The following is a 21,214-nucleotide window of genomic DNA, read 5'->3' as shown; positions in this document are numbered from 1 at the left end:
ATGGCAGCCGTCGGATTATGAGACCCCGAACGAACCGCCGCTACGCGCCCGTCGGGGCCTCCTAGCGTTTCCATCAAAGCAGATTGAAATTCATGATTTATGTCGATGCAGACGCCTGCCCGGTGAAGCCGGAAATCCTCAAGGTCGCCGAGCGCCACGGCATGGAAGTGACCTTCGTGGCGAACTCCGGTCTGCGTCCTTCCCGCGATCCGATGGTGCACAATGTCATCGTCTCGGCCTCGTTCGATGCCGCCGACAACTGGATTGCCGAGCATGCCAGTGTCGGTGACGTGGTCGTCACTGCCGATGTCCCGCTCGCGGTCCGTTGCGTGGCAACTGGCGCGCTCGTCAGCGGTCCGACGGGTCGGGTCTTCGACGATACCAATATCGGCATGGCGAGCGCTATGCGCGATCTCGGCGCTCACCTGAGAGAGACCGGCGAAAGCAAGGGTTACAATGCGGCCTTCGGCCCGAAGGATCGCTCCCGCTTCCTCGAAACTTTCGATCGCCTGTGCCGCCGGGCCAAGGCTCTTACCCCAAAAACGGACGATAAAGAATGAACATAATTTCACAGACGACTGCCTTTGGCGGCATGCAGGGTGTTTTCACGCACGAATCCGACGCCTGCAAGTGCGACATGACTTTTGCAGTTTTCGTCCCACCAAAGGCCATCAAGGAGCCCTGCCCGGTTGTCTGGTATCTCTCAGGCCTAACCTGCACGCATGCAAACGTTATGGAAAAGGGCGAATATCGGCGCATGGCTGCAGAGCTCGGCCTGATCGTCGTCTGCCCGGACACGAGCCCGCGCGGCAATGACGTCCCGGATGAGCTTACCAATTGGCAGATGGGCCAAGGCGCCGGTTTCTATCTCGATGCGACGGAAAGGCCTTGGTCGGAAAACTATCAGACGTACACCTACATCACCGAAGAACTTCCGGCCTATGTTAGCCAACACTTCCGCATGGACATGAGCCGCCAGGGCATCTTCGGTCACTCGATGGGCGGTCACGGTGCCATGACCATCGCGCTCCGGAACCCAGATCGGTTCAAGAGCTGCTCGGCTTTTGCGCCCATCGTGGAGCCTTCGACCGCGGATTGGTCGGCCCCAGCGTTTGAGAAATATCTGGGCTCCGACCGTGCCACCTGGCGGAAATATGATGCCTGCGCCTTGGTAAGCGACGGCGCACGTTTTCCCGAGTTCCTGATTGACCAAGGCAAGGCCGATGGCTTCCTGGAGAGCGGGCTGCGTCCATGGCTGTTCGAAGAGGCTGTGAAGGATACTGACATCAAGCTTACGCTGCGCCTGCACGAGCGCTACGATCACTCCTACTACTTCATTTCGACCTTCATGGACGATCATCTGAAGTGGCACGCGGAGCGTCTTGCCTGAGGCGGCAAAAAACGGGTAGCGAGCCGCAGCCGCGGCCGGTAAAGCCGGCCACGGCATTTTATTGCATCAGGCGGAGGCCTTGCGCCCCTCGACCGACAGAGCACCGGGGCCAGCGAAGAAGATGAACAGGAAGATGAAGCTGAACAGAATTGCCGCCTCGCCACCGTTCAGAGCCGGCCAGAACGCTTTCGATCCGTGCGCCATGAAGTAGGCAACAGCCATCTGGCCCGAAAGGATGAAGGCGACCGGCCGCGTAAACAGCCCGATCAGCACCAGCAGGCCACCGACCACTTCGAGCAGAGCGGCGACCAGCAGCAAGGGCGGCAGCGGGCCGTCCATCTGCGCGGCCGGGAACGCGAAAAGCTTCATCGTTCCATGCTCGATAAACAGCAGCGCAGTGATGATGCGCAGAGCGGCAAGCGCGTAGGACTGGTAGGCGCTCAGTCGTTCCATGTAGACTCTCCTTTTGAATAAAGACAGCGGAGGGTTAGCTGCTTCGCCAGGAGGAAAGAAGACACGGATCGTTGACGGGCGATCACTTCCTGTTGATTTTCCTTGGCTTTCCCCACTTTATTCTCCTTAAAGCGGAATATTGTCGTGCTTCTTCCAAGGATTGCTCAGGTCTTTATTGCGAAGCATCTTTAGGCCCCGCGCCAGCCGTCGGCGTGTGGAATGCGGCATGATGACCTCGTCCACGTAACCGCGCTCGGCAGCGACGAACGGAGAAAGGAACCGATCTTCGTACATCTTCGTATGCGCGCTGATCTTTTCGGGATCGGCGATATCCTTGCGGAAGATGATTTCGACGGCCCCCTTCGCGCCCATCACGGCGATCTGAGCCGTCGGCCAAGCATAGTTCAAGTCCCCCCTCAAATGCTTCGATGCCATGACGTCATAGGCCCCGCCGAACGCCTTGCGCGTGATGACGGTGAGCTTCGGCACCGTCGCCTCCGCATAGGCGAACAGCAGTTTCGCACCATGCTTGATCAGCCCGCCATATTCCTGGGCGGTTCCAGGCAGGAAGCCGGGCACGTCCACAAAGGTTACGATCGGAATGTTGAAGCAGTCGCAGAAGCGGACGAACCGCGCTGCCTTTCGCGACGCATCGCTGTCGAGCACGCCGGCGAGCACCATCGGCTGGTTTGCCACGAAACCGACGGTCGAGCCTTCGATCCGACCGAAGCCGCAGACGATATTTTTGGCGAAGCTCGCCTGGATCTCGAAGAAATCACCCTCATCCACCGTCTTTAGGATCAATTCCTTGATGTCGTAGGGCTTGTTCGCGTTCGCTGGCACCAGTGTGTCGAGCGATGCATCGGCATCTGTCACCGACTGGTAACATTCGATTTCGGGCACCGGTGATGTGTTCGACTGCGGTAGCAGGTCGATGAGTCGCCGAACCTGCAGCAACGCCTCGACGTCATTGTCGTAGGCGCCGTCGGCAATCGAGGATTTGGTCGTATGCACCGAGGCGCCACCGAGCTCTTCCGCGGTGACGGTCTCATTCGTCACCGTCTTCACCACGTCGGGGCCGGTCACGAACATGTAGGAGGTATCACGGACCATGAAGATGAAATCGGTCATGGCGGGCGAGTAGACGTCACCGCCGGCACATGGACCCATGATGACCGAGATTTGCGGAATGACGCCGGAGGCGAGCACATTGCGCTGAAAGACCTCCGCATACCCGCCCAGCGCCGCCACGCCTTCCTGGATACGCGCGCCGCCGGCATCATAGATGCCGATGATCGGCGCTCTGTTCTTGAGCGCCATATCCTGAACCTTCATGATCTTCTCGGCATGCGCTTCCGAGAGCGAACCGCCGAACACCGTGAAGTCCTTCGCGAAGACGAATACCGTTCGCCCGTTCACCGTTCCCCAACCGGTGACCACGCCGTCACCGGCGATCCGCGTCTTGTCCATGCCAAAATCGTTGGATCGATGCTCGACAAACATGTCGAACTCCTCAAAGGAGTCTTCGTCCAGGAAAAGATCGATCCGCTCACGTGCCGTCAGCTTGCCGCGCTGATGCTGCGCGTCGATACGCCCCTTGCCTCCACCGAGCCGTGCAATGCCGCGCCGGCGTTCGAGTTCCTCAAGAATTTCCTTCATGGATACTCCTCGCCGCGGATCACGCGGCTGGTTCAAGCGCGTCCGGCGCTCAGTGAGAAAGCGGAACGAATGCGAGCGGCGATATCCTCGGCGAGGATCTCGTCGGCTGCCGTTGGACTACTGGAGAAGCTTGTCACTTCAAACGCACTGACGGCGATGACCGAACCATCGTCGACGGAGGCGGCATCGACGCTGACCTTTGCGACATTCCGGCTTTTGTCGAAGCCCTGGCCCTTTTCGACAAAAAGGATCCGGATTGTCAGCACAACGCGCGGATAGACGTCTGTTCGCACCGTAGCGTTTATCGCGGCATTTACCCGATCGCCGACACCGGCAAGGATTGCTGGCGGGATCTTCTGCGCGCTGACAACGACAGCGCTTCGCACGTCATAGACCGGGGCGGGTTGCTCCTTTGCGAAAATCGAGCACGAGGCAAGCGCGATGCAAACCAGCGCCACCGGTAAAAAGCACGACTTGACCCAGCTCATTAAGAAAATCCGCATCCGCCCCCAATAGACTCGCAGATTTTCGCGATAACCCGGCTCAACGCAATATGTTTCAGCCCTTCAAGGCCAAAAAAACGTCCGCAGCGGCATTGAAGTCCTCAAAGCGCTTCGCGCGCCGCTCTTCGGCTTCTTCGTCACTGCCCCAATGCTCGATCGTCCAATCCTCATCGAGATGCGCGAGCGACCAAACCTTGTCCGCCGGCAGAGTGCCTTCGGCGAAGGCAAGCGCCAGCAGCGCGGAGCCGGTCAGTGTCGTGATGGTGTGCAAGGCCGCCAGGGTCGTCGCATCGTCGTGCCGCCTCAATGCTGCGGAATACGCAGAAATTGCTTCCGGCGGCTGGTCATGGTGCATGACGCCTTCGATCAGGATGAAGCGCGCACCGAGCGAGTTGCCGGCCCAATCGAGCACCGGGTCCCAAAGATCTCTCTGGCGCTCGACGAGGGCTTGCGGCGCTTCGGCACGATAGCAAAGCAGATCGCTCGAGGAGAAGCGCACGATATCGTCGAAGACGGCTTGCGTGTCGGCTGCAACTCCGTCGATGGCGGTGTTGACGAGCCGAGTCACAGGCATGGTCGAGGGGTCGATCACCTCAACCTGCGCCTCCCATTCGTGTACCAAAAGCTCCGCAAGTGGCTTCGTCGCGACAACAAGCAGTTTGCGCGCTGGCGTACGAATGGCCTTGCCGTCCAGCTCGATGGAATGGCCTTCGTCGACTTCCGCGATCGTGACAGCCTTGTAGAAGCGCTTCGGCAACGGCTTCTTCATCTGGATCTGGGCACGGCGAATAGGGTCCGGATGGCTCAATCCTTCCGCCAGGTCGTTCAACAGATCACGCATGCTTCACCTCAGGAAAAATGCTTCAAAACGTCACTCGGGTGACGAACAATGCCGTCGGCCCCTGCAGACACCAGATCGTCCACGCTCGCATAGCCCCACGACACGCCAACCGCTTTCGCGCCCGCGGCCTTCGCCATCTGCATATCGTAGATGGCATCGCCGATAACAATCGCATCGGCGGGATTCATGCCGATCTCGCTGCAGCACTCCATTACCATAGCTGGATGGGGCTTCGATGGGCAGTCGTCAGCCGTGCGCGAAACGATAAAATGGGGTGCGAAACCGTGTGTTTCGAGAATGTGGACAAGACCGCGACGCGACTTGCCCGTTACCGCTCCGATCAGGATGTCATCGTTCTGCGCCAATTCATCGATCAACGGCCTGATGCCATTGAACAGTGGCACGTCCATTCCAGGTTCGTCACGAACACCGGCATAGATCGTCTTGTAGTGTGCCGTCATCGCGATCGCTTCGTCGTCCACGTGCGGCTTTCCCTGCATCCGCGCAATGGCGATATCCAGCGTCAGTCCGATGATCGACTTCGTCAACGAGACATCCGGCCTATCGTATCCGAAGTGCACGAAGGTCCGCGCCATCACCTCATGGATCAGTGCTGCGCTGTCGACCAGCGTGCCGTCACAATCGAAGAGCGCCAGTCTCATTCGTCATCGGCTCCGTCGGCAGAGTTCTCATCAAATCCCAGCAGGTTCCAGGTCTGGACCATATGCGGAGGCAGCGGCGCGGTGATGCGAAGGCGCCCTCCGGACGGATGCGGGATGTCGATGTGGCGTGCGTGCAGGTGCAGTCGCTTTTGAACGCCGCCGGGAAAATCCCAGTTCGGATCATCGTCGAAATATTTGGGATCCCCAATGATCGGGTGACCGATATGGAGCGCATGGACGCGAAGCTGATGCGTACGGCCGGTATAGGGCTCCATTTCAAGCCAGGCGAGCCTCTGCGCCGCCGTCTCGACCACGCGGTAGTAGGAAACGGCGTGGTCGGCGCCCTCCTCACCATGCTTGGCAATCCGCATGCGGTCGCCATCCGGCGTTGCTTCCTTCACAAGCCAAGTCGAGATCTTGTCCTCGCGCTTGCGCGGTACCCCCTTCACGAGCGACCAGTAGGTCTTCTTCGTGTCGCGTTCCCGAAAGGCGGCTGTCAGCTTTTGGGCGGCGCCGCGGGTGCGTGCGATGACCAGGACACCCGATGTGTCCCTGTCCAAGCGATGCACCAGGCGCGGCTTCTCGCCTTTCGGACTGGTCCAGGCTTCGAGCATCTTGTCGATATGGCGTGTCACGCCTGAGCCGCCCTGCACCGCAAGGCCCGCGGGCTTGTTAAGGACGATGACCTTGTCGTCTTCGTGCAGCACCATCCGCGACAACAGTTCGAAATCGCCGGAGTGCTTGAGATCGCGGCCAGCGATCGGTCCGGTTTTCGCCTTGGCATCGACATCAAGCGGTGGCACGCGCACCATCTGTCCGGGCTGCACACGCGTGTCGCTTTTCACCCGCCCACCGTCGACGCGAACCTGTCCGGAGCGAAGCAGCTTCTGGAGCGGGCCGAAACCGAGGCCCGGGAAGTGCACCTTGAACCAGCGGTCGAGCCGCATGCCCGCCTCATCCGGCTCCACCTTTTTGTGTTCAATACCCGCCATACGTCATCTTTCGGAAAATGGTTTCCGCGCACGGCGCGGCCTTTGCGGCTGGCTTTAGAGCATTTTTGCCGAAAACGGAAACCGTAATCTCACAAGATCGCGCGCATGAGTGCCAGTCCGCCGATCACCGCGGCCAAGGAGAGGCCGACGCTGGCAGCGATATAGACCGCGCTGGCGACAGTTGCGCCACGCTCGCAGAGCGAAATTGCATCGAGCGAGAACGAGGAGAAGGTTGTAAGACCGCCGAGGAAGCCGGTGATCAGTAGCAGGCGCAATTCCGGCGAGGCATCGAAGCGCCGGACGATCATCTCCGCGAATACGCCGATGATGAAGCAGCCAACAACGTTGACGGTCAGTGTCCCCCACGGAAATGCCGGCCCTGCAATCCTGAGTGCCAACTGGCCGACATAGTATCTAAGCACGGAACCGATCGCACCGCCGACGGCGACAAGGAAGGCCTGAATCATGGATCTACTCTGTTTTGACGCGCGGGACATTCCAATCATCTGCGGGGAAGATCAAGATGCATAAAATGCTAGCGGTTGATTTAGCCAGTTAAGAACCCCCGCGCCTTATCGTGTCACCATGACAGTCTTGGTTGGCAGCATATCCGCAAGCACCGCCGCCGCAGCGTTTGAAACGCTTCGGATTCCACAGCGTGTGTCCGCAAGTACCTCTGCCAAAGAGTCTCGCCGCGCCGCCGATCGTCAAACCAAGGCAGCCAGCGGCCAGGACGTCGAAGAGCCCGCCAATATCATTCAATCGACGGAAGTCGCGCTAGATCTCATGACGATGGGGCAAAGGCAGCCGCAGGCCGGGTTGAAACAGGCCCTGGAATTCTACAGCGAGAGCTGAGCGTTGCCGGATTTTCTCACCCGCAGCGACCTATCATTAGAAGCGCGCGACAAAAATTTGTTCGGCGGCGACATTCCCCCTTGCCAACTACAGCCCTGGCCAGATAATTGCCCTCGACCTTGTTGGGAGAAGCTGGTCGTCTACGACCGGTGCCGAAGGAGCAACCGCCCCGGAAACTCTCAGGCCAAAGGACCAGCAAGGGGCAGACGGAACTCTGGAGAGAAGCGTTCTCGAAACGCTCGCCGAAGGGATAACAATCTCAGGCACAGGGACAGAGGGGGCTCGAAGTACAAGGCGCAACTGCGTCTGAAGATTTGAGCCCGCGCATGGAATTCCAGGCGCAAACCCCGGAGGCGTCGTTGGACGATACTGCTGCCCTCAAGAAAACCCCGCTGCATCAGCTGCATCTGTCACTTGGCGCCCGTATGGTGCCGTTTGCAGGCTATGACATGCCGGTGCAATATCCGGCCGGTGTGATGAAGGAGCACATCCAGACCCGCACGTCCGCCGGTGTTTTCGACGTGTCCCATATGGGCCAGGTCGTCATCAAGGCAAAGTCCGGAAAGTATGAGGACGCCGCGCTGGCGCTGGAACGCCTCGTTCCGGTCGATATCCTCGGCCTCGCGGAAGGTCGCCAACGCTACGGTTTCTTCACCGATGAGAACGGCGGAATTCTCGACGACCTTATGATCACCCATCTCGACGATCACTTGTTCGTCGTCGTCAATGCGGCCTGCAAGGATGACGACCTTGCCCATCTCCAGAAGCATATCGGCGATAGCTGCGACATCACGCTCCTTGATCGCGCGCTCATCGCCCTCCAGGGACCGCGCTCCGTCGAGGTGCTCGCGGAACTGTGGGCAGATGTCGCCGCGATGAAATTCATGGACGTGCGCCACTGCCGGCTGCACGACGTTTCCTGTCTGGTCTCCCGCTCCGGCTACAGCGGCGAGGACGGCTTCGAAATCTCCATTCCCAAAGACAAGGCGGAGGATGTCGCCAAGCGGTTGCTTGAACATCCGGACGTCGCGCCGATCGGGCTTGGCGCTCGTGACAGCCTGCGCCTTGAGGCCGGCCTCTGCCTGTATGGCAACGACATCGACACGACCACCACGCCCGTGGAAGCCGCGCTTGAATGGGGAATGCAGAAGGCCCGCAAGTCCGGCGGCACTCGCGCCGGCGGTTTCCCCGGCGCTGATCGCATTCTGCGCGAGTTGGAAAGCGGCGCGACCCGCCGGCGTGTCGGCCTGAAGCCCGAGGGCAAGGCCCCGGTTCGCGGCCACGCCAAGCTCTTTGCGGATTCCGAAGGCAAGACGGAAATCGGCGAAGTGACCTCGGGTGGCTTCGGCCCCTCGGTCGAGGGTCCCGTTGCGATGGGTTATGTGCAGCTTCCCCACGCAGCCGTTGGAACGCAAGTTTACGCCGAAGTGCGCGGCAAATACCTGCCTGTCACGGTCAGCGCCCTTCCCTTCATCACACCGACCTACAAACGCTGAAACATTTTCCGGAGATTACAATCATGCTGAAATTTACCGAAGAACACGAGTGGCTGAAAATCGAAGGCGCTGTCGCAACGGTCGGTATTACCAATTATGCCGTCGATCAGCTTGGCGACCTCGTTTTCGTCGAACTGCCTGAAGTTGGCGCCACCTTCTCCAAGAACGACAACGCGGCCACCGTCGAGTCCGTCAAGGCTGCTTCCGACGTCTATTGTCCGCTCGATGGTGAGATCACCGAAGTCAATCCTGCGATCGTCGCCGATCCGTCGCTGGTCAATTCCGATCCCCAGGGCGCCGGCTGGTTCTTCAAGCTGAAGCTGGCAAACGCCACCGATGCCGATGGCCTGCTCGATGAAGCGGCCTACAAGGAGCTCACCGCGTAATGACGACGCCGACCGAATTCCAGTTTACAGACTACCAGCCGTATGACTTCGCCAACCGTCGCCATATTGGCCCCTCGCCGGCTGAAATGGCTGACATGCTTGGTGTCATCGGCTACAGCAGCCTCGACGGGCTGATCGACGCCACCGTGCCGCCCTCCATCCGTCAGAAGGCGCCGCTTGTCTGGGGCGCGCCGATGACGGAACGCGAGGCGCTCGACAAGCTGCGCGAGACGGCCAACAAGAACAAGGTGCTCGTCTCGCTGATTGGCCAAGGCTATTACGGCACGATCACGCCGCCGGTTATCCAGCGCACCATCCTGGAAAACCCCGCCTGGTACACGGCCTATACGCCCTACCAGCCGGAAATCAGTCAGGGCCGCCTCGAGGCGCTGCTCAATTACCAGACCATGATCTGCGACCTCACCGGTCTCGATGTCGCCAACGCCTCGCTGCTCGATGAAGCGACTGCTGCTGCCGAGGGCATGGCAATGGCGGAGCGCGTCTCCAAGTCGAAGGTGAAGGCCTTCTTCGTCGATGCCGCCTGCCATCCGCAGACGATCGAGCTGATCAAGACCCGCGCCGAACCGCTCGGCTGGAGCGTCATCGTCGGCAATCCGTTCACCGATCTGGACCCGGTCGACGTCTTCGGCGCCATCTTTCAGTATCCGAGCACGCATGGCCATGTTCATGATTTCACCGGCCTGATTTCGCGCCTGCATCAGACCGGTGCCATCGCGATCGTCGCAGCCGACATCCTCGCTCTGACGCTTCTGAAGTCGCCCGGGGAAATGGGCGCCGACATCGCCATCGGCAATTCTCAGCGCTTCGGCGTTCCTGTTGGATATGGCGGCCCGCATGCGGCCTACATGTCGGTCAAGGACGCACACAAGCGCTCCATGCCCGGCCGTCTCGTCGGTGTTTCCGTCGATGCTCGCGGTAACCGCGCCTATCGCCTGTCGCTGCAGACCCGCGAACAGCATATTCGTCGCGAAAAGGCGACGTCGAACATCTGCACAGCGCAGGTGCTGCTTGCCGTCATGGCCTCGATGTACGCCGTCTTCCATGGCCCGAAGGGCATCAAGGCGATCGCACAGCAGGTTCATCAGAAGGCCGTGCTGATGGCCAAGGGCCTGGAAAAGCTCGGCTACACCATCGAGCCCGAAACTTTCTTCGACACCATTACTGTCGATGTCGGCCATATGCAGGGCCTCATCATGCGGGCAGCCGTCGCCGAAGGTGTGAACCTGCGCAAGGTCGGCGCGACGAAGATCGGCATGAGCCTTGACGAGCGTACGCGCCCGGCAACGCTGGAAGCCGTCTGGCGCGCCTTCGGCGGCAATTTTGCTGTCGGCGACTTCGAGCCGAGCTATCGCCTGCCGAAGGGCCTCGCCCGCACCAGCGAGTACCTGACGCATCCGATCTTCCACATGAACCGCGCCGAAAGCGAGATGACCCGTTACATCCGCCGGCTGTCGGACCGCGATCTGGCGCTCGATCGCGCGATGATCCCGCTCGGCTCCTGCACGATGAAGCTGAACGCTACAGCGGAAATGCTGCCGATCACCTGGCCTGAGTTCTCGGATATTCATCCGTATGTTCCAGCCGATCAGGCGCTCGGTTATCGCGAGATGATCGACGATCTGACGGAAAAGCTCTGCGCCGTAACCGGCTATGATGCCTTCTCCATGCAGCCGAACTCCGGCGCGCAGGGCGAATATGCTGGCCTGCTGACGATCCGCAACTACCATATCGCCAACGGCAACGGCCATCGCGACGTTTGCCTCATCCCGACGTCGGCGCACGGAACCAATCCTGCCTCGGCACAGATGGTCGGCATGAAGGTCGTGGTCGTCAAGGTTCGTGAGAACGGCGACATCGACATGGATGATTTCCGCGCCAAGGCGGAGCAGTATTCGGTGAACCTCTCCTGCTGCATGATCACCTACCCGTCGACACACGGCGTCTTCGAAGAAACCGTCAAGGAAATCTGCGACCTCGTGCACAAGCATGGTGGCCAGGTTTATCTCGACGGTGCCAACATGAACGCCATGGTCGGTTTGTCCCGTCCTGGTGACATCGGTTCCGACGTCAGCCACCTCAACTTGCACAAGACGTTCTGTATCCCGCATGGCGGCGGCGGCCCGGGCATGGGTCCGATCGGCGTCAAGGCGCATCTGGCACCCTACCTTCCGGGTCATCCGGAAACCGACGGTCGTAAGGGCGCGGTATCGGCTGCGGCTTTCGGCTCGGCATCGATCCTGCCGATCTCCTGGAGCTACTGCCTGATGATGGGCGGCGAAGGCCTGACGCAGGCGACGAAGGTGGCGATCCTCAACGCCAACTACATCGCCGCACGGCTGAAGGGCGCCTACGACGTGCTCTACAAGTCCGAGGCCGGGCGCGTGGCGCATGAGTGCATCATTGACACGCGCCCGCTGGTCGATAGCGCCGGCGTGACGGTCGACGACGTCGCAAAGCGCCTGATCGACTGCGGCTTCCACGCCCCGACCATGAGCTGGCCGGTCGCCGGCACGCTCATGATCGAGCCGACGGAGTCGGAAACCAAAGCCGAACTCGACCGCTTTTGCGAGGCGATGCTGGCGATCCGCCAGGAGGCCCGCGACATCGAGGAAGGTCGCTCGGACAAGGTCAATAACCCGCTGAAGAACGCCCCGCACACAGTCGAGGATCTCGTCGGCGAATGGGATCGTCCTTATTCGCGCGAACAGGCCTGCTTCCCACCCGGCGCCTTCCGCGTCGACAAGTACTGGTCACCGGTCAACCGCGTCGACAACGTCTTCGGCGACCGCAACCTGATTTGTACCTGCCCGCCGGTTGAGAGCTACGCGGAAGCTGCTGAGTAACATCCGAACGGCCTTCCCTTTTCAGGGAGGGCCGTTCCGCACTTACACTGGAAATGAAGGTCCGCGCGGAATGCCAAAAGACGACAGCGATTCTCTGACGCAGGCTCCCTGGCCAAAGCCGGTCCTGCTTGCCCTTGAAGAGCCGGGCAACTACGTGACGATCGCAACGACGCAGGCGGCCTCCTGGACGATGATCGAGGATTGGCCGACCGAAGACGGTCCGGCGCTCGACCGCGCCTTGTTGATCTGCGCCGACGTCGTCAAGGGCAAGCGCACGAACGAGGATGCACGACGTGCCTTCATAGAAGCTGCCATCGAAGCGGGCATCGACATCAAGAGCTGACAACCGGTCCAACCTCCCTTGGACCAAGCCTTCGTTCGGTACCGGCTTGCGCGCTGCATGCGCACACACGCGATCTGTTCTTTGGCCCCAATCCACCATATTGATTGCCGCGTGATCGCGTCAGCGATCGTTTGACGATTGTCGCGTAAGCTCAGGAATATGATGACGTATTCTTCCACCCTCAACCCGCTTCGCCTCTACAGCACGCGACGGGTTGCACCCTATTTCAGGCGCGAGTTCAAACGGGTCGGCGCCAAGCCGCCAAAGGTACGCATTGGTTACACCGATGCCGGGAATCCGCCTCGAGATGTTCGGATCGAGCGGCATGGGCAACACTTCATCCTCGTTCTCGAGAGCGCCGCGACACGGTGGTTTTCCGGATACATGCGGTACAAGGTCTGCAGCTATGCCTATTGGCTGAGCCTGTGCCCGCCAGAGGTGAGGTACATCACCGTGAACGCCTCGGATGGAGAGGCGGTCTCCAACGCACGATTTGCGGCGTCCGTGCGGTTGCCTCAGCATGTGGGGCTGCCAGATCCGCACTTCTTCCAGAACGACGGCTTTGCCGCCGAGTTGGAGCGCGGCCAGACAGCGCCGCGCTGGGAGGAGCGCTCGAACGACATCGTCTGGCGCGGCGGCATGAATGGCTGCGGCTGGGCGAGCTTTTCGCCGGAAGACATCAACAATCCCGCCGTCCTTCAGAGGATCCGGATGGTCTTGCAACTCAGGGACATGGCGGGACTGGACGTCAAGTTCGTCGATCTCCATCCGACTGCGGACGACTACGGCACGCTGGCGGACCGGCAAAAGCTTCTGGGGCAGCCGATTGCGGCCCAAAGTTGGCTTGGGCGCAAGTTCGCGATTGATATCGATGGCTATACCAACACCTGGTCGAACCTCCTGGTGCGCATGCTCTACGGATGCTGCGTGCTGAAGGTCGAGTCACAATTCGGCTTTCGCCAGTGGTATTATGACGAACTCAAGCCGTTCGAACACTATGTACCGGTCGCTGCCGACATGTCGGACTTTCGCGAGAAGATCGATTGGGTGCGCAGCCACCAAATCGAAGCCAAGGCCATTGCGGAACGTGGTCAGGCGCTGGCACGTAAGCTTACTTTCGCAACCCAGGCGCGGCGCGCTGCCAACCTCATCGAAGAACACTGGGATCGGGACTAACTGGCTTAAACGGCTGCCAGCACCGGTGCCTCACGAACGGTCTTGAAGTAGGCAATGGTGCGCGTCAGGCCGTCGCGGAGCGGAACGCTCGGCGTCCAGTCCAAAAGCCGCCTCGCCTTTTCGATATCCGGCAACCTCTGACGCGGATCATCTACGGGTAGAGGGCGATGGACGATGCGTGAATTGGAGTTGGTCAATTCGAGGATGAGGTCCGCCAACTGTCGGATCGTAAACTCTTCCGGATTGCCAAGATTGATCGGACCCGTAACATCCGGACGACTGCTCATCATGGCCATCAGACCCGCGACCAGGTCGTCCACGTAGCAAAACGACCGCGTCTGTGTTCCGTCGCCATAGACGGTGATGTCGTCGCCCGATAGCGCCTGCTTGATGAAATTTGCGACAACCCTTCCATCGGCGGGATGCATGTGCGGCCCGTAGGTGTTGAAGATGCGCACGACCTTGATCGGTAGTTCGAACTGGCGGCGATAGTCGAAAAACAATGTCTCGGCGCTCCGCTTCCCCTCGTCGTAGCAAGCACGCGGGCCAATCGGATTGACGTTGCCCCAGTAGTTTTCCGATTGCGGATGGACATGGGGATCGCCATAAACCTCCGATGTCGATGCCTGCAATACCGGAATATTCCTGTCTCGAGCCAGCTCGAGCATGTTGAGCGCGCCGACGACACTCGTCTTCAACGTGGCGATCGGGTCGGCCTGATAATGGACCGGTGAGGCTGGGCATGCGAGGTTATAGATCTCGTCAACCTCGAGGTTCACGGCCTCGTTCACGTCCTGAGTAAGCAAGCTGAAGGCGGGGTTATTGAGCAATTCCGCGACATTGTGCATGGAGCCCGTCGAGAAATTATCCATGCAGACAACCCGATGCCCTCCGTCGAGCAGCCTTCTGCAAAGATGTGTGCCGACGAAGCCGGCGCCGCCGGTAACAAGAATGCGTTTATTCATAGTGGCTTGCGCTTGTTTGTGACGTCGCAGGCCTATCGCGGATTCTGCCTGCCTTCAAGGGAGCCGGCCTGAAACTAGAGGAGCGAGTAGGCTGCTGAGGCGAGCGCTGCGAGGCCGAAGAGTATCAGCAGATAGCTTGTTCCGCGCACGACCTTTGCTGTGAAATTCATTGGCAATTTGCCCCTGGCGACACTGACCGTACCGCTCAGAAGAAACCACCAAGCAAGCGATCCGCTGAAGACGCCGCCCACGATCACGGCCGAGCTGAAACGCCGCGTTTCCTCCGTCAACCCGAAACCGGCGAACAGCGCGCCAAAGGAGAGAATGGTGGCCGGGTTGGAGATTGTCAGAAAAAACGTTGCAGCTGTTGTGCCCAGGAGGCCCGCCGCCCTGACATTTGCAGCCCTGACCGGATCGTGCGTCAGCCCTCGATAGCCCAGCGCCAGGAGCAATAAGCCTCCGCCAATCGCCAGAGGCAGCGTTGCTACCGACATGGCCTGCTCGAAGACCGCGATTCCGGTTACTGCGACCAGGGCATAACTGGCATCACCGAGCGCCGTTCCGAGGCCACAGGAGAAGCCAGCAGTAAAGCCGCGCTCCAATGTACGATTGATACACAGCATTCCAATCGGCCCCAGCGGGGCCGTGATGATGACGCCCAGCAGGGCGCCCTTCGCAAACAGCAATAGCATTGGTCAGTCGCTTCCCCTCCACAGGAGACAATCCCGCGGACTTTCGAAAGAGAGCCCTTAAGGCGCTATTGCGAAGAGGTAAAATCAAAAAGGCCGCCGAACCGGCGGCCTCATCGAGAATTCGAATGATTGTGACAATCAGTGCGCAGGCACGACAGCATTGCCCTGGGCAGCAAGCGCCGCAAGGTCTGCAGGCTTCAGTTCCACGGATTCGCCGCAGCCGCACGCAGACGTCTGGTTTGGATTGGTAAAGGTAAAACCGGAGCGCAACGTCGTGCTCTCGAAGCCCATTTCGGTGCCGAGGAGATACAGCACTGCTGATGGTTCGACCCAGACCTTGGCGCCATCCCGCTCGATCAAATCGTCCTTGGCGTTCGGATCGGTCACGAGGTCGATGGTATACTCCATCCCTGCACAGCCGCCCTTCTTGATCCCGACGCGAATGCCTTTGGCCTCTGATCCGGAGTTCTCGACGATCGCCTTCACGCGGTTCGCAGCGGTCTCCGTCATGCTCATGATTGCAAAGCCCATGGGCCTTTTCTCCTTCCGCGCACGGATTCAAGGTCCGGCGTTTCATGATTCAAATGTAGTGCCAGTAGCTTAACCGATCAATACCAGCCGACGGCGACCTGCGCCTCTTCCGACATTCTGTCCGGCGTCCACGGCGGATCGAAGGTCATCTCGACCTCGACGCCGGATACGCCCTCAACCGCGCCGACCGCGTTCTCCACCCAACCCGGCATCTCACCGGCAACGGGGCAGCCCGGCGCAGTCAGCGTCATCATGATCTTCACCATGCGATCGTCTTCGATGTCGATCTTGTAGACCAGCCCGAGCTCGAAAATGTCAGCCGGAATTTCAGGGTCATAGACCGTCTTGAGCGCCGAAATTACGTCGTCGCTCAGCCGCGCCAGTTCGTCGGCCGGAATGCTGGAATGCACGATGCCTTCGCGCACGTCGATCTTCTGTTCGCTTTCGTCCAAGCTCATATGGACACTCCTTAGGCAAAGAACTTGCGCGCATAATCAAGCGCATCTGCCAAGGCATCGACCTCGGCCCGTGTATTGTACATCCCGAAGGACGCGCGGCATGTGGAGGTGACGCCGAAGCGTTTCAAGAGCGGCATGGCGCAATGCGTGCCCGCGCGGACCGCAACACCCTGACGGTCGATTACCATCGACACGTCATGTGCATGGAGACCGGCAAGCTCGAAGGAGAAGATACCACCTTTGCCCGGCGCCGTGCCGAACACCCGCAACGAATTGACCGCCTGCAGCCGCTCCGCGGCGTAGGCCGCGAGATCAGCCTCATGGCGCGCGATCGCCTCGCGGCCAACCTTTTCCATGTAGTCGAGCGCATAGCCGAGCCCGATCGCCTGGACGATCGGCGGCGTGCCAGCTTCGAAGCGATGTGGCGGATCGTTGTAGGTCACGGCATCCTCTGTCACCTCGAAGATCATCTCGCCGCCGCCCTGGAAGGGCCGCATCTCGCGAAGCCGCTCCTTCTTGCCATACAGCACGCCGATGCCCGACGGCCCGTAAAGCTTGTGGCCGGTCATCACGTACCAGTCGCAATCGATATCCTGCACGTCGACAGGCATATGGACGGCGCCCTGCGAACCATCGACCAGTACAGGAATGCCGCGCTCATGCGCGATCCGGCAGATTTCCTTGACCGGAACCACCGTGCCGAGCGCATTCGACATATGCGTGATCGCGACGAGCTTGGTCCGCTCCGTCAGGCTCTTTTCGAAATCCTCGACGTGGAAAGCACCCTCGTCGTCGACGGGTACCCAGACCAGCTTGGCACCCTGCCGCTCACGGATGAAATGCCACGGTACGATGTTGGAGTGATGCTCCATGATCGAGATGACGATCTCGTCGCCCTCGCCGAGCTTGGGCATGCCCCAGCCATAGGCGACGGTGTTGATCGCTTCCGTTGAAGACTTCGTGAACACGATGTCGTTGATATCAGGCGCGTTCAAGAAGCGCCGGACCTTCTCGCGAGCGCCCTCATAGGCGTCCGTGGCCGCATTCGAGAGGAAATGCAGACCACGATGAACGTTCGCATACTCGTTCGAATAGGCGTGGGAAATCGCGTCGATGACGGCCTGCGGCTTCTGGGCGGAGGCGCCGTTGTCGAGATAGACCAGCGGCTTGCCATAGACTTCCTTCGCAAGGATCGGGAAATCCTTGCGAATGGCTTCGACGTCGTATGCGGTTGCCGGAACTATCTTGTCCATGACGCTATCCGATCAGGCGTGCTTTTCGAGCCAGGCCGAGATGACGCCTTCCAGCGCCTCGACCAGAGCTTCGTCTTCCAGTTCCTCGACGATTTCGGCAACGAAGGCATTGACGAGCATGGCGCGCGCCTTGTTCTCCGGAATGCCGCGCGCCATCATGTAGTAGAGATGGTTGTCGTCGATGTCGGCAACGGTTGCACCGTGACCGCACTGAACGTCGTCAGCGAAGATCTCGAGCTCCGGCTTCACCGAGAACTCGGCGTCGTCAGATATCAATAGAGTGTTGCACGCCATCTTCGCGTCGGTCTTCTGCGCATCGGGCGCAACGCGGATCATACCCTGGAATACACCCTTGGCGCGGTCGAAGACGACGTTACGGATCACTTCCGTGGAACCTGTATGCGGGACGTTATGGCCGAGAACCATGGTAACGTCCGTATGCGTTTCAGCGCCCAGCAGGTTGATCCCGCGAAGCGTCAGATCGGCGCCCTCGCCAGTCACCTTGATGTGCAGTTCCTGGCGAACCAGCTTGCCGCCGGCATTGATGACGAACAGCTTCAGCTTGGCATCGGTGCCGAGATCGACACGGATCTGGCCGAGGTGCGTATCATCAGCGCCCTGTTGCTGGATGATGATCCAGGTGAGCTCGGTACCCTCGCCAATCGTGATGTCACTGATGTGGGACACGAAAGCCGCATCCGACGTCACTGCAAGGTGACGTTCGATGACCGTCGCCTTTACGTTCGCGCCGAAGGTGACCGGCAGGCGCGTATGCGTCTGGCCGCCAGCGTGAACAAACTGGATCTCAAGCGGTTCGTCAAACGTCGTTTCCGAGGCAACGTCAATGACGTAGCCATCGCGAACGAAGCTGCCGTTGATCCGGCCGATCGCGTCGTCATTGCCGAGCGCGCCGAGGCTGGTGGCAGCCGTGCCGTTGGAGAGCAGAGCCGCATAGCCTGATATGTCCAGACCATCGACCGAAGCCTTAAGATCAGGAACACCCTGAATAACCGACAAAACGGAGGACTCTTCGACCAGCGGGTCGCGAGCTTCGGAGCCGGCGTCGCCAGCCTGATCCGGAATGGCGCGCAGCAGGGTCTTGAGGTCGGTATAGTGCCAGGCCTCGATGCGGCGCGTCGGCAAACCGGCCTTCTTCAGGTCGTCAAGCAGCCTGTCCCGGATGGCGATGACCGAACCGTCGCCCGGCAGTTCGCCGATCTGGTTGTTGAAAGCCTCGATGAGCGCCGCTTCCGCGGCGGTCTGGCGGCTCGTCGTCTGCATGTTCATGAGACTCGTCCTTTCCGCCTCAATCAGGCTGCCGCACCGATGATGTCGGCGTAGCCATTGGCTTCCAGCTCGTGCGCCAGCGTCTTGTCGCCCGACTTGATCACCTGCCCCTTGTAGAGAACGTGAACGGTATCCGGGACGATGTAGTCGAGCAGGCGCTGGTAGTGCGTGATGACGACGACAGCGCGATCCGGCGAACGCAGCGCGTTGACGCCGTCGGCAACGATTTTCAGCGCGTCGATGTCGAGACCGGAGTCGGTTTCGTCGAGAACGCAAAGCTGTGGCTGCAGGAGGGCCATCTGCAGGATTTCGGCGCGCTTCTTCTCACCGCCGGAGAAACCGACGTTCAGCGGGCGCTTCAGCATTTCAGTGTTGATCTGCAGCTTTCCGGCTGCGTCCTTGACGAGGCGCATGAAGTCAGGCGTCTTCAGCTCTTCTTCGCCGCGCGCCTTGCGCTGCTCGTTCATCGCAACCTTGAGAAACTGCATGGTGGCAACGCCCGGAATTTCGACCGGGTACTGGAAGGCCAGGAAGATGCCCTTGGCGGCACGCTCGGCAGCGTCGAGCTCCAGAATGCTCTCGCCGTTGTAGAGGATGTCGCCTTCGGTGACTTCGTAGTCTTCGCGGCCGGACAGGATGTAGGAGAGCGTCGACTTGCCGGAGCCGTTCGGGCCCATGATGGCGGCCACTTCGCCGGCCTTCACGGTGAGGTTCAAGCCGCGGATGATCTCGGTGCCGTCTTCGGCGATGCGGGCGTGCAGGTTCTTAATTTCAAGCATGGTATTTTCCCATAAAAAGCAATCGGAGAAAGGCGCGATCCACGCGCCCTCGCGCATTCATGTCGTGTCGCGTCAGCCGACGCTGCCTTCAAGCGAGATGCTGATGAGCTTCTGCGCTTCGACAGCAAATTCCATCGGCAGTTCCTGCAGGACTTCCTTGACGAAGCCGTTGACGATCAGGGCGATCGCCGCTTCCTCCGGAATGCCGCGCTGCAGGCAATAGAAGAGCTGGTCTTCCGAGATCTTCGAGGTGGTCGCCTCGTGCTCGAACTGCGCCGTGGAGTTCTTCGCCTCGATATAGGGAACCGTGTGGGCGCCGCACTTGTCGCCAATCAGCAGCGAGTCGCACTGCGTGAAGTTGCGGGCGTTGGATGCCTTGCGGTGCGCCGAGACCTGGCCGCGATAGGTGTTCTGCGACACGCCCGCGGCGATACCCTTGGAGATGATACGGCTCGACGTGTTCTTGCCGAGATGGATCATCTTCGTGCCGCTATCGACCTGCTGGTGGCCGTTGGAGACGGCGATCGAGTAGAACTCGCCTCTGGAGTCATCGCCGCGCAGGATGCAGGATGGGTACTTCCAGGTGATAGCCGAACCGGTCTCGACCTGCGTCCACGAAATCTTCGAGCGGTCGCCACGGCAATCGCCGCGCTTGGTGACGAAGTTGTAGATGCCGCCCTTGCCCTGCGCATCGCCCGGATACCAGTTCTGGACCGTCGAGTACTTGATCTCGGCATCATCGAGCGCAACGAGCTCAACGACAGCGGCATGCAGCTGGTTTTCGTCGCGCTGCGGCGCGGTGCAGCCTTCGAGGTAGGAGACGTATGCGCCTTCCTCGGCGATGATCAGCGTGCGTTCGAACTGGCCCGTATTCTTTTCGTTGATGCGGAAGTAGGTGGACAGCTCCATCGGGCAGCGAACGCCCTTCGGAACGAACACGAACGAACCATCGGTGAACACGGCCGAGTTCAGGGTCGCGTAGTAATTGTCGGAGGTCGGAACGACGGAGCCGAGGTACTTCTGCACCAGTTCCGGATGCTCGCGAATGGCTTCCGAGATCGACATGAAGATCACACCGACTTTCTTAAGCTCTTCCTTGAAGGTCGTGACAACGGAGACAGAGTCGAAGACGGCATCGACGGCGATCTTCGGCTTCTCGACGCCAGCCAGGATTTCCTGTTCCTTGAGCGGAATGCCAAGCTTTTCGTAGACCTTGAGGATTTCAGGATCGACTTCGTCAAGCGACTTCGGGCCGGGCGTGCTTTTCGGCGCGGCGTAGTAATAGATGTCGTTGAAATCGATCTTCGGATAATCGACGCGAGCCCAGATGGGCTCCTCCAAGGTCAGCCAGCGCTTGTAGGCTTCCAGACGCCATTCGAGCATCCACTCCGGCTCCTGCTTCTTGGCGGAGATGAAACGGATGATGTCTTCGGACAAGCCCTTGGGCGCCTTGTCCATTTCGATAATGGTCTCGAAACCGTATTTGTACTGATCGACGTCAATCTGACGAACGCGATCAACCGTTTCCTGGACGGCGGGCATGTCATTCTCCAATCTCGCCGGAGAAAAGGTCCGGCAGCTTGTCGTTCGGGCAGTATCGTTTGCCCCGTATGTAGGTGGCCAAAAGGG

23 protein-coding genes and 2 riboswitches are annotated in these 21,214 nt (G+C 60.0%); of the genes, 8 read left to right on the top strand and 15 right to left on the bottom strand.

The window, feature by feature from the left end:
• Nucleotides 1-92: 92 nt before the first annotated feature.
• Nucleotides 93-560 (top strand): YaiI/YqxD family protein, encoded by a 468-nt coding sequence (locus tag IB244_RS24255; protein WP_029792328.1) that lies wholly within the window; start codon nt 93-95, stop codon nt 558-560.
• Nucleotides 557-1,390: an S-formylglutathione hydrolase gene (gene fghA, locus IB244_RS24250; protein ID WP_018854929.1), complete on the top strand. Its 834-nt coding sequence runs from the start codon at nt 557-559 to the stop codon at nt 1,388-1,390. The genes IB244_RS24255 and fghA overlap by 4 nt, the downstream gene beginning before the upstream one ends.
• A 66-nt stretch (nt 1,391-1,456) precedes the next feature.
• Here the strand turns inward: fghA and IB244_RS24245 are convergent, their stop codons facing one another.
• The 7 genes from IB244_RS24245 to crcB all read right to left on the bottom strand — a co-directional run bounded on the left by IB244_RS24245 (nt 1,457) and on the right by crcB (nt 6,967).
• The gene (locus tag IB244_RS24245; RefSeq protein ID WP_018854928.1) at nt 1,457-1,843 is read right to left on the bottom strand and encodes a DoxX family protein; all 387 of its coding nucleotides are present in this window, start codon (nt 1,841-1,843) and stop codon (nt 1,457-1,459) included.
• A 126-nt stretch (nt 1,844-1,969) separates the two neighbouring features.
• On the bottom strand, nt 1,970-3,502 hold the full coding sequence (locus IB244_RS24240; RefSeq protein ID WP_018854927.1) for an acyl-CoA carboxylase subunit beta: 1,533 nt from the start codon (nt 3,500-3,502) through the stop codon (nt 1,970-1,972).
• A 32-nt stretch (nt 3,503-3,534) separates the two neighbouring features.
• Nucleotides 3,535-3,990 (bottom strand): hypothetical protein, encoded by a 456-nt coding sequence (locus tag IB244_RS24235; RefSeq protein ID WP_025661161.1) that lies wholly within the window; start codon nt 3,988-3,990, stop codon nt 3,535-3,537.
• 70 nt (nt 3,991-4,060) lie between these two features.
• Nucleotides 4,061-4,846 (bottom strand): ATP12 family chaperone protein, encoded by a 786-nt coding sequence (locus IB244_RS24230; RefSeq protein ID WP_192305946.1) that lies wholly within the window; start codon nt 4,844-4,846, stop codon nt 4,061-4,063.
• An 8-nt stretch (nt 4,847-4,854) separates the two neighbouring features.
• Nucleotides 4,855-5,508, bottom strand: coding sequence for an HAD-IA family hydrolase (locus IB244_RS24225; RefSeq protein ID WP_018854924.1), 654 nt, complete (start codon nt 5,506-5,508; stop codon nt 4,855-4,857).
• A complete protein-coding gene (locus IB244_RS24220; RefSeq protein ID WP_018854923.1) occupies nt 5,505-6,500 on the bottom strand; it encodes an RluA family pseudouridine synthase in 996 nt (331 codons plus the stop codon). Before IB244_RS24220 ends, IB244_RS24225 begins: the two co-directional genes overlap by 4 nt.
• Before the next feature lie 89 nt (nt 6,501-6,589).
• The gene (crcB, locus tag IB244_RS24215; protein WP_018854922.1) at nt 6,590-6,967 is read right to left on the bottom strand and encodes a fluoride efflux transporter CrcB; all 378 of its coding nucleotides are present in this window, start codon (nt 6,965-6,967) and stop codon (nt 6,590-6,592) included.
• Between the two features lie 118 nt (nt 6,968-7,085).
• Here crcB and IB244_RS24210 point away from each other — a divergent pair, with 118 nt between their 5' ends.
• The 6 genes from IB244_RS24210 (at nt 7,086) to IB244_RS24185 (ending at nt 13,620) form a co-directional block, all read left to right on the top strand.
• A complete protein-coding gene (locus IB244_RS24210) occupies nt 7,086-7,355 on the top strand; it encodes a hypothetical protein (protein ID WP_018854921.1) in 270 nt (89 codons plus the stop codon).
• A 113-nt stretch (nt 7,356-7,468) separates the two neighbouring features.
• A riboswitch (glycine riboswitch) is annotated at nt 7,469-7,556 on the top strand.
• A gap of 3 nt (nt 7,557-7,559) precedes the next feature.
• Nucleotides 7,560-7,640, top strand: a riboswitch (glycine riboswitch).
• Nucleotides 7,641-7,714: 74 nt separating this feature from the next.
• The gene (gene gcvT / locus IB244_RS24205) at nt 7,715-8,851 is read left to right on the top strand and encodes a glycine cleavage system aminomethyltransferase GcvT (RefSeq protein ID WP_192305944.1); all 1,137 of its coding nucleotides are present in this window, start codon (nt 7,715-7,717) and stop codon (nt 8,849-8,851) included.
• A gap of 23 nt (nt 8,852-8,874) precedes the next feature.
• Nucleotides 8,875-9,237, top strand: a complete 363-nt coding sequence (gene gcvH, locus IB244_RS24200; protein ID WP_018854919.1) for a glycine cleavage system protein GcvH — start codon at nt 8,875-8,877, stop codon at nt 9,235-9,237.
• A complete protein-coding gene (gene gcvP / locus IB244_RS24195) occupies nt 9,237-12,101 on the top strand; it encodes an aminomethyl-transferring glycine dehydrogenase (protein WP_018854918.1) in 2,865 nt (954 codons plus the stop codon). Before gcvH ends, gcvP begins: the two co-directional genes overlap by 1 nt.
• Before the next feature lie 70 nt (nt 12,102-12,171).
• On the top strand, nt 12,172-12,444 hold the full coding sequence (locus IB244_RS24190; RefSeq protein WP_018854917.1) for a DUF982 domain-containing protein: 273 nt from the start codon (nt 12,172-12,174) through the stop codon (nt 12,442-12,444).
• A 162-nt stretch (nt 12,445-12,606) separates the two neighbouring features.
• Nucleotides 12,607-13,620, top strand: coding sequence for a glycosyl transferase family 90 (locus IB244_RS24185; protein WP_156828714.1), 1,014 nt, complete (start codon nt 12,607-12,609; stop codon nt 13,618-13,620).
• Nucleotides 13,621-13,625: 5 nt separating this feature from the next.
• Here the strand turns inward: IB244_RS24185 and IB244_RS24180 are convergent, their stop codons facing one another.
• The 8 genes from IB244_RS24180 to sufB all read right to left on the bottom strand — a co-directional run bounded on the left by IB244_RS24180 (nt 13,626) and on the right by sufB (nt 21,127).
• Nucleotides 13,626-14,585, bottom strand: coding sequence for a UDP-glucuronic acid decarboxylase family protein (locus IB244_RS24180; RefSeq protein WP_018854915.1), 960 nt, complete (start codon nt 14,583-14,585; stop codon nt 13,626-13,628).
• 74 nt (nt 14,586-14,659) lie between these two features.
• Nucleotides 14,660-15,277, bottom strand: coding sequence for a LysE family transporter (locus IB244_RS24175; protein WP_018854914.1), 618 nt, complete (start codon nt 15,275-15,277; stop codon nt 14,660-14,662).
• Nucleotides 15,278-15,415: 138 nt separating this feature from the next.
• Complete coding sequence (gene sufA, locus IB244_RS24170) at nt 15,416-15,808, bottom strand: Fe-S cluster assembly scaffold SufA (protein WP_018854913.1); 393 nt, start codon at nt 15,806-15,808, stop codon at nt 15,416-15,418.
• A 77-nt stretch (nt 15,809-15,885) separates the two neighbouring features.
• A complete protein-coding gene (locus IB244_RS24165) occupies nt 15,886-16,266 on the bottom strand; it encodes an SUF system Fe-S cluster assembly protein (protein WP_018854912.1) in 381 nt (126 codons plus the stop codon).
• Between the two features lie 11 nt (nt 16,267-16,277).
• A complete protein-coding gene (locus IB244_RS24160) occupies nt 16,278-17,519 on the bottom strand; it encodes a cysteine desulfurase (protein ID WP_018854911.1) in 1,242 nt (413 codons plus the stop codon).
• A gap of 12 nt (nt 17,520-17,531) precedes the next feature.
• On the bottom strand, nt 17,532-18,806 hold the full coding sequence (gene sufD / locus IB244_RS24155; protein ID WP_018854910.1) for a Fe-S cluster assembly protein SufD: 1,275 nt from the start codon (nt 18,804-18,806) through the stop codon (nt 17,532-17,534).
• A gap of 23 nt (nt 18,807-18,829) precedes the next feature.
• The gene (sufC, locus tag IB244_RS24150) at nt 18,830-19,585 is read right to left on the bottom strand and encodes a Fe-S cluster assembly ATPase SufC (protein ID WP_018854909.1); all 756 of its coding nucleotides are present in this window, start codon (nt 19,583-19,585) and stop codon (nt 18,830-18,832) included.
• A 72-nt stretch (nt 19,586-19,657) separates the two neighbouring features.
• Entirely contained in the window at nt 19,658-21,127 is a 1,470-nt protein-coding gene (gene sufB, locus IB244_RS24145; protein WP_192305942.1) for a Fe-S cluster assembly protein SufB, read from the bottom strand.
• Between the last annotated feature and the right edge of the window lie 87 nt (nt 21,128-21,214).

The organism is Rhizobium sp. RHZ02, from assembly GCF_014851575.1.
Lineage (GTDB): Bacteria > Pseudomonadota > Alphaproteobacteria > Rhizobiales > Rhizobiaceae > Rhizobium > Rhizobium altiplani.
Note: the sequence above shows the minus strand (reverse complement) of the source record. Positions and strands in the feature narration are given on the sequence as shown.

Excerpts from the sequence above, each read along its gene's own strand:
- fghA (WP_018854929.1), top strand. The coding sequence starts at position 557 with ATGAACATAATTTCACAGACGACTGCCTTTGGCGGCATGCAGGGTGTT.
- IB244_RS24210 (WP_018854921.1), top strand. The coding sequence starts at position 7,086 with ATGACAGTCTTGGTTGGCAGCATATCCGCAAGCACCGCCGCCGCAGCG.
- sufD (WP_018854910.1), bottom strand. The coding sequence starts at position 18,806 with ATGAACATGCAGACGACGAGCCGCCAGACCGCCGCGGAAGCGGCGCTC.
- IB244_RS24235 (WP_025661161.1), bottom strand. The coding sequence starts at position 3,990 with ATGAGCTGGGTCAAGTCGTGCTTTTTACCGGTGGCGCTGGTTTGCATC.
- IB244_RS24225 (WP_018854924.1), bottom strand. The coding sequence starts at position 5,508 with ATGAGACTGGCGCTCTTCGATTGTGACGGCACGCTGGTCGACAGCGCA.
- IB244_RS24240 (WP_018854927.1), bottom strand. The coding sequence starts at position 3,502 with ATGAAGGAAATTCTTGAGGAACTCGAACGCCGGCGCGGCATTGCACGG.
- IB244_RS24255 (WP_029792328.1), top strand. The coding sequence starts at position 93 with ATGATTTATGTCGATGCAGACGCCTGCCCGGTGAAGCCGGAAATCCTC.
- IB244_RS24220 (WP_018854923.1), bottom strand. The coding sequence starts at position 6,500 with ATGGCGGGTATTGAACACAAAAAGGTGGAGCCGGATGAGGCGGGCATG.
- IB244_RS24230 (WP_192305946.1), bottom strand. The coding sequence starts at position 4,846 with ATGCGTGATCTGTTGAACGACCTGGCGGAAGGATTGAGCCATCCGGAC.
- gcvP (WP_018854918.1), top strand. The coding sequence starts at position 9,237 with ATGACGACGCCGACCGAATTCCAGTTTACAGACTACCAGCCGTATGAC.
- gcvH (WP_018854919.1), top strand. The coding sequence starts at position 8,875 with ATGCTGAAATTTACCGAAGAACACGAGTGGCTGAAAATCGAAGGCGCT.
- IB244_RS24185 (WP_156828714.1), top strand. The coding sequence starts at position 12,607 with ATGACGTATTCTTCCACCCTCAACCCGCTTCGCCTCTACAGCACGCGA.
- sufC (WP_018854909.1), bottom strand. The coding sequence starts at position 19,585 with ATGCTTGAAATTAAGAACCTGCACGCCCGCATCGCCGAAGACGGCACC.
- IB244_RS24160 (WP_018854911.1), bottom strand. The coding sequence starts at position 17,519 with ATGGACAAGATAGTTCCGGCAACCGCATACGACGTCGAAGCCATTCGC.
- IB244_RS24175 (WP_018854914.1), bottom strand. The coding sequence starts at position 15,277 with ATGCTATTGCTGTTTGCGAAGGGCGCCCTGCTGGGCGTCATCATCACG.
- IB244_RS24190 (WP_018854917.1), top strand. The coding sequence starts at position 12,172 with ATGCCAAAAGACGACAGCGATTCTCTGACGCAGGCTCCCTGGCCAAAG.
- IB244_RS24245 (WP_018854928.1), bottom strand. The coding sequence starts at position 1,843 with ATGGAACGACTGAGCGCCTACCAGTCCTACGCGCTTGCCGCTCTGCGC.
- crcB (WP_018854922.1), bottom strand. The coding sequence starts at position 6,967 with ATGATTCAGGCCTTCCTTGTCGCCGTCGGCGGTGCGATCGGTTCCGTG.
- IB244_RS24180 (WP_018854915.1), bottom strand. The coding sequence starts at position 14,585 with ATGAATAAACGCATTCTTGTTACCGGCGGCGCCGGCTTCGTCGGCACA.
- IB244_RS24165 (WP_018854912.1), bottom strand. The coding sequence starts at position 16,266 with ATGAGCTTGGACGAAAGCGAACAGAAGATCGACGTGCGCGAAGGCATC.
- sufB (WP_192305942.1), bottom strand. The coding sequence starts at position 21,127 with ATGCCCGCCGTCCAGGAAACGGTTGATCGCGTTCGTCAGATTGACGTC.
- sufA (WP_018854913.1), bottom strand. The coding sequence starts at position 15,808 with ATGGGCTTTGCAATCATGAGCATGACGGAGACCGCTGCGAACCGCGTG.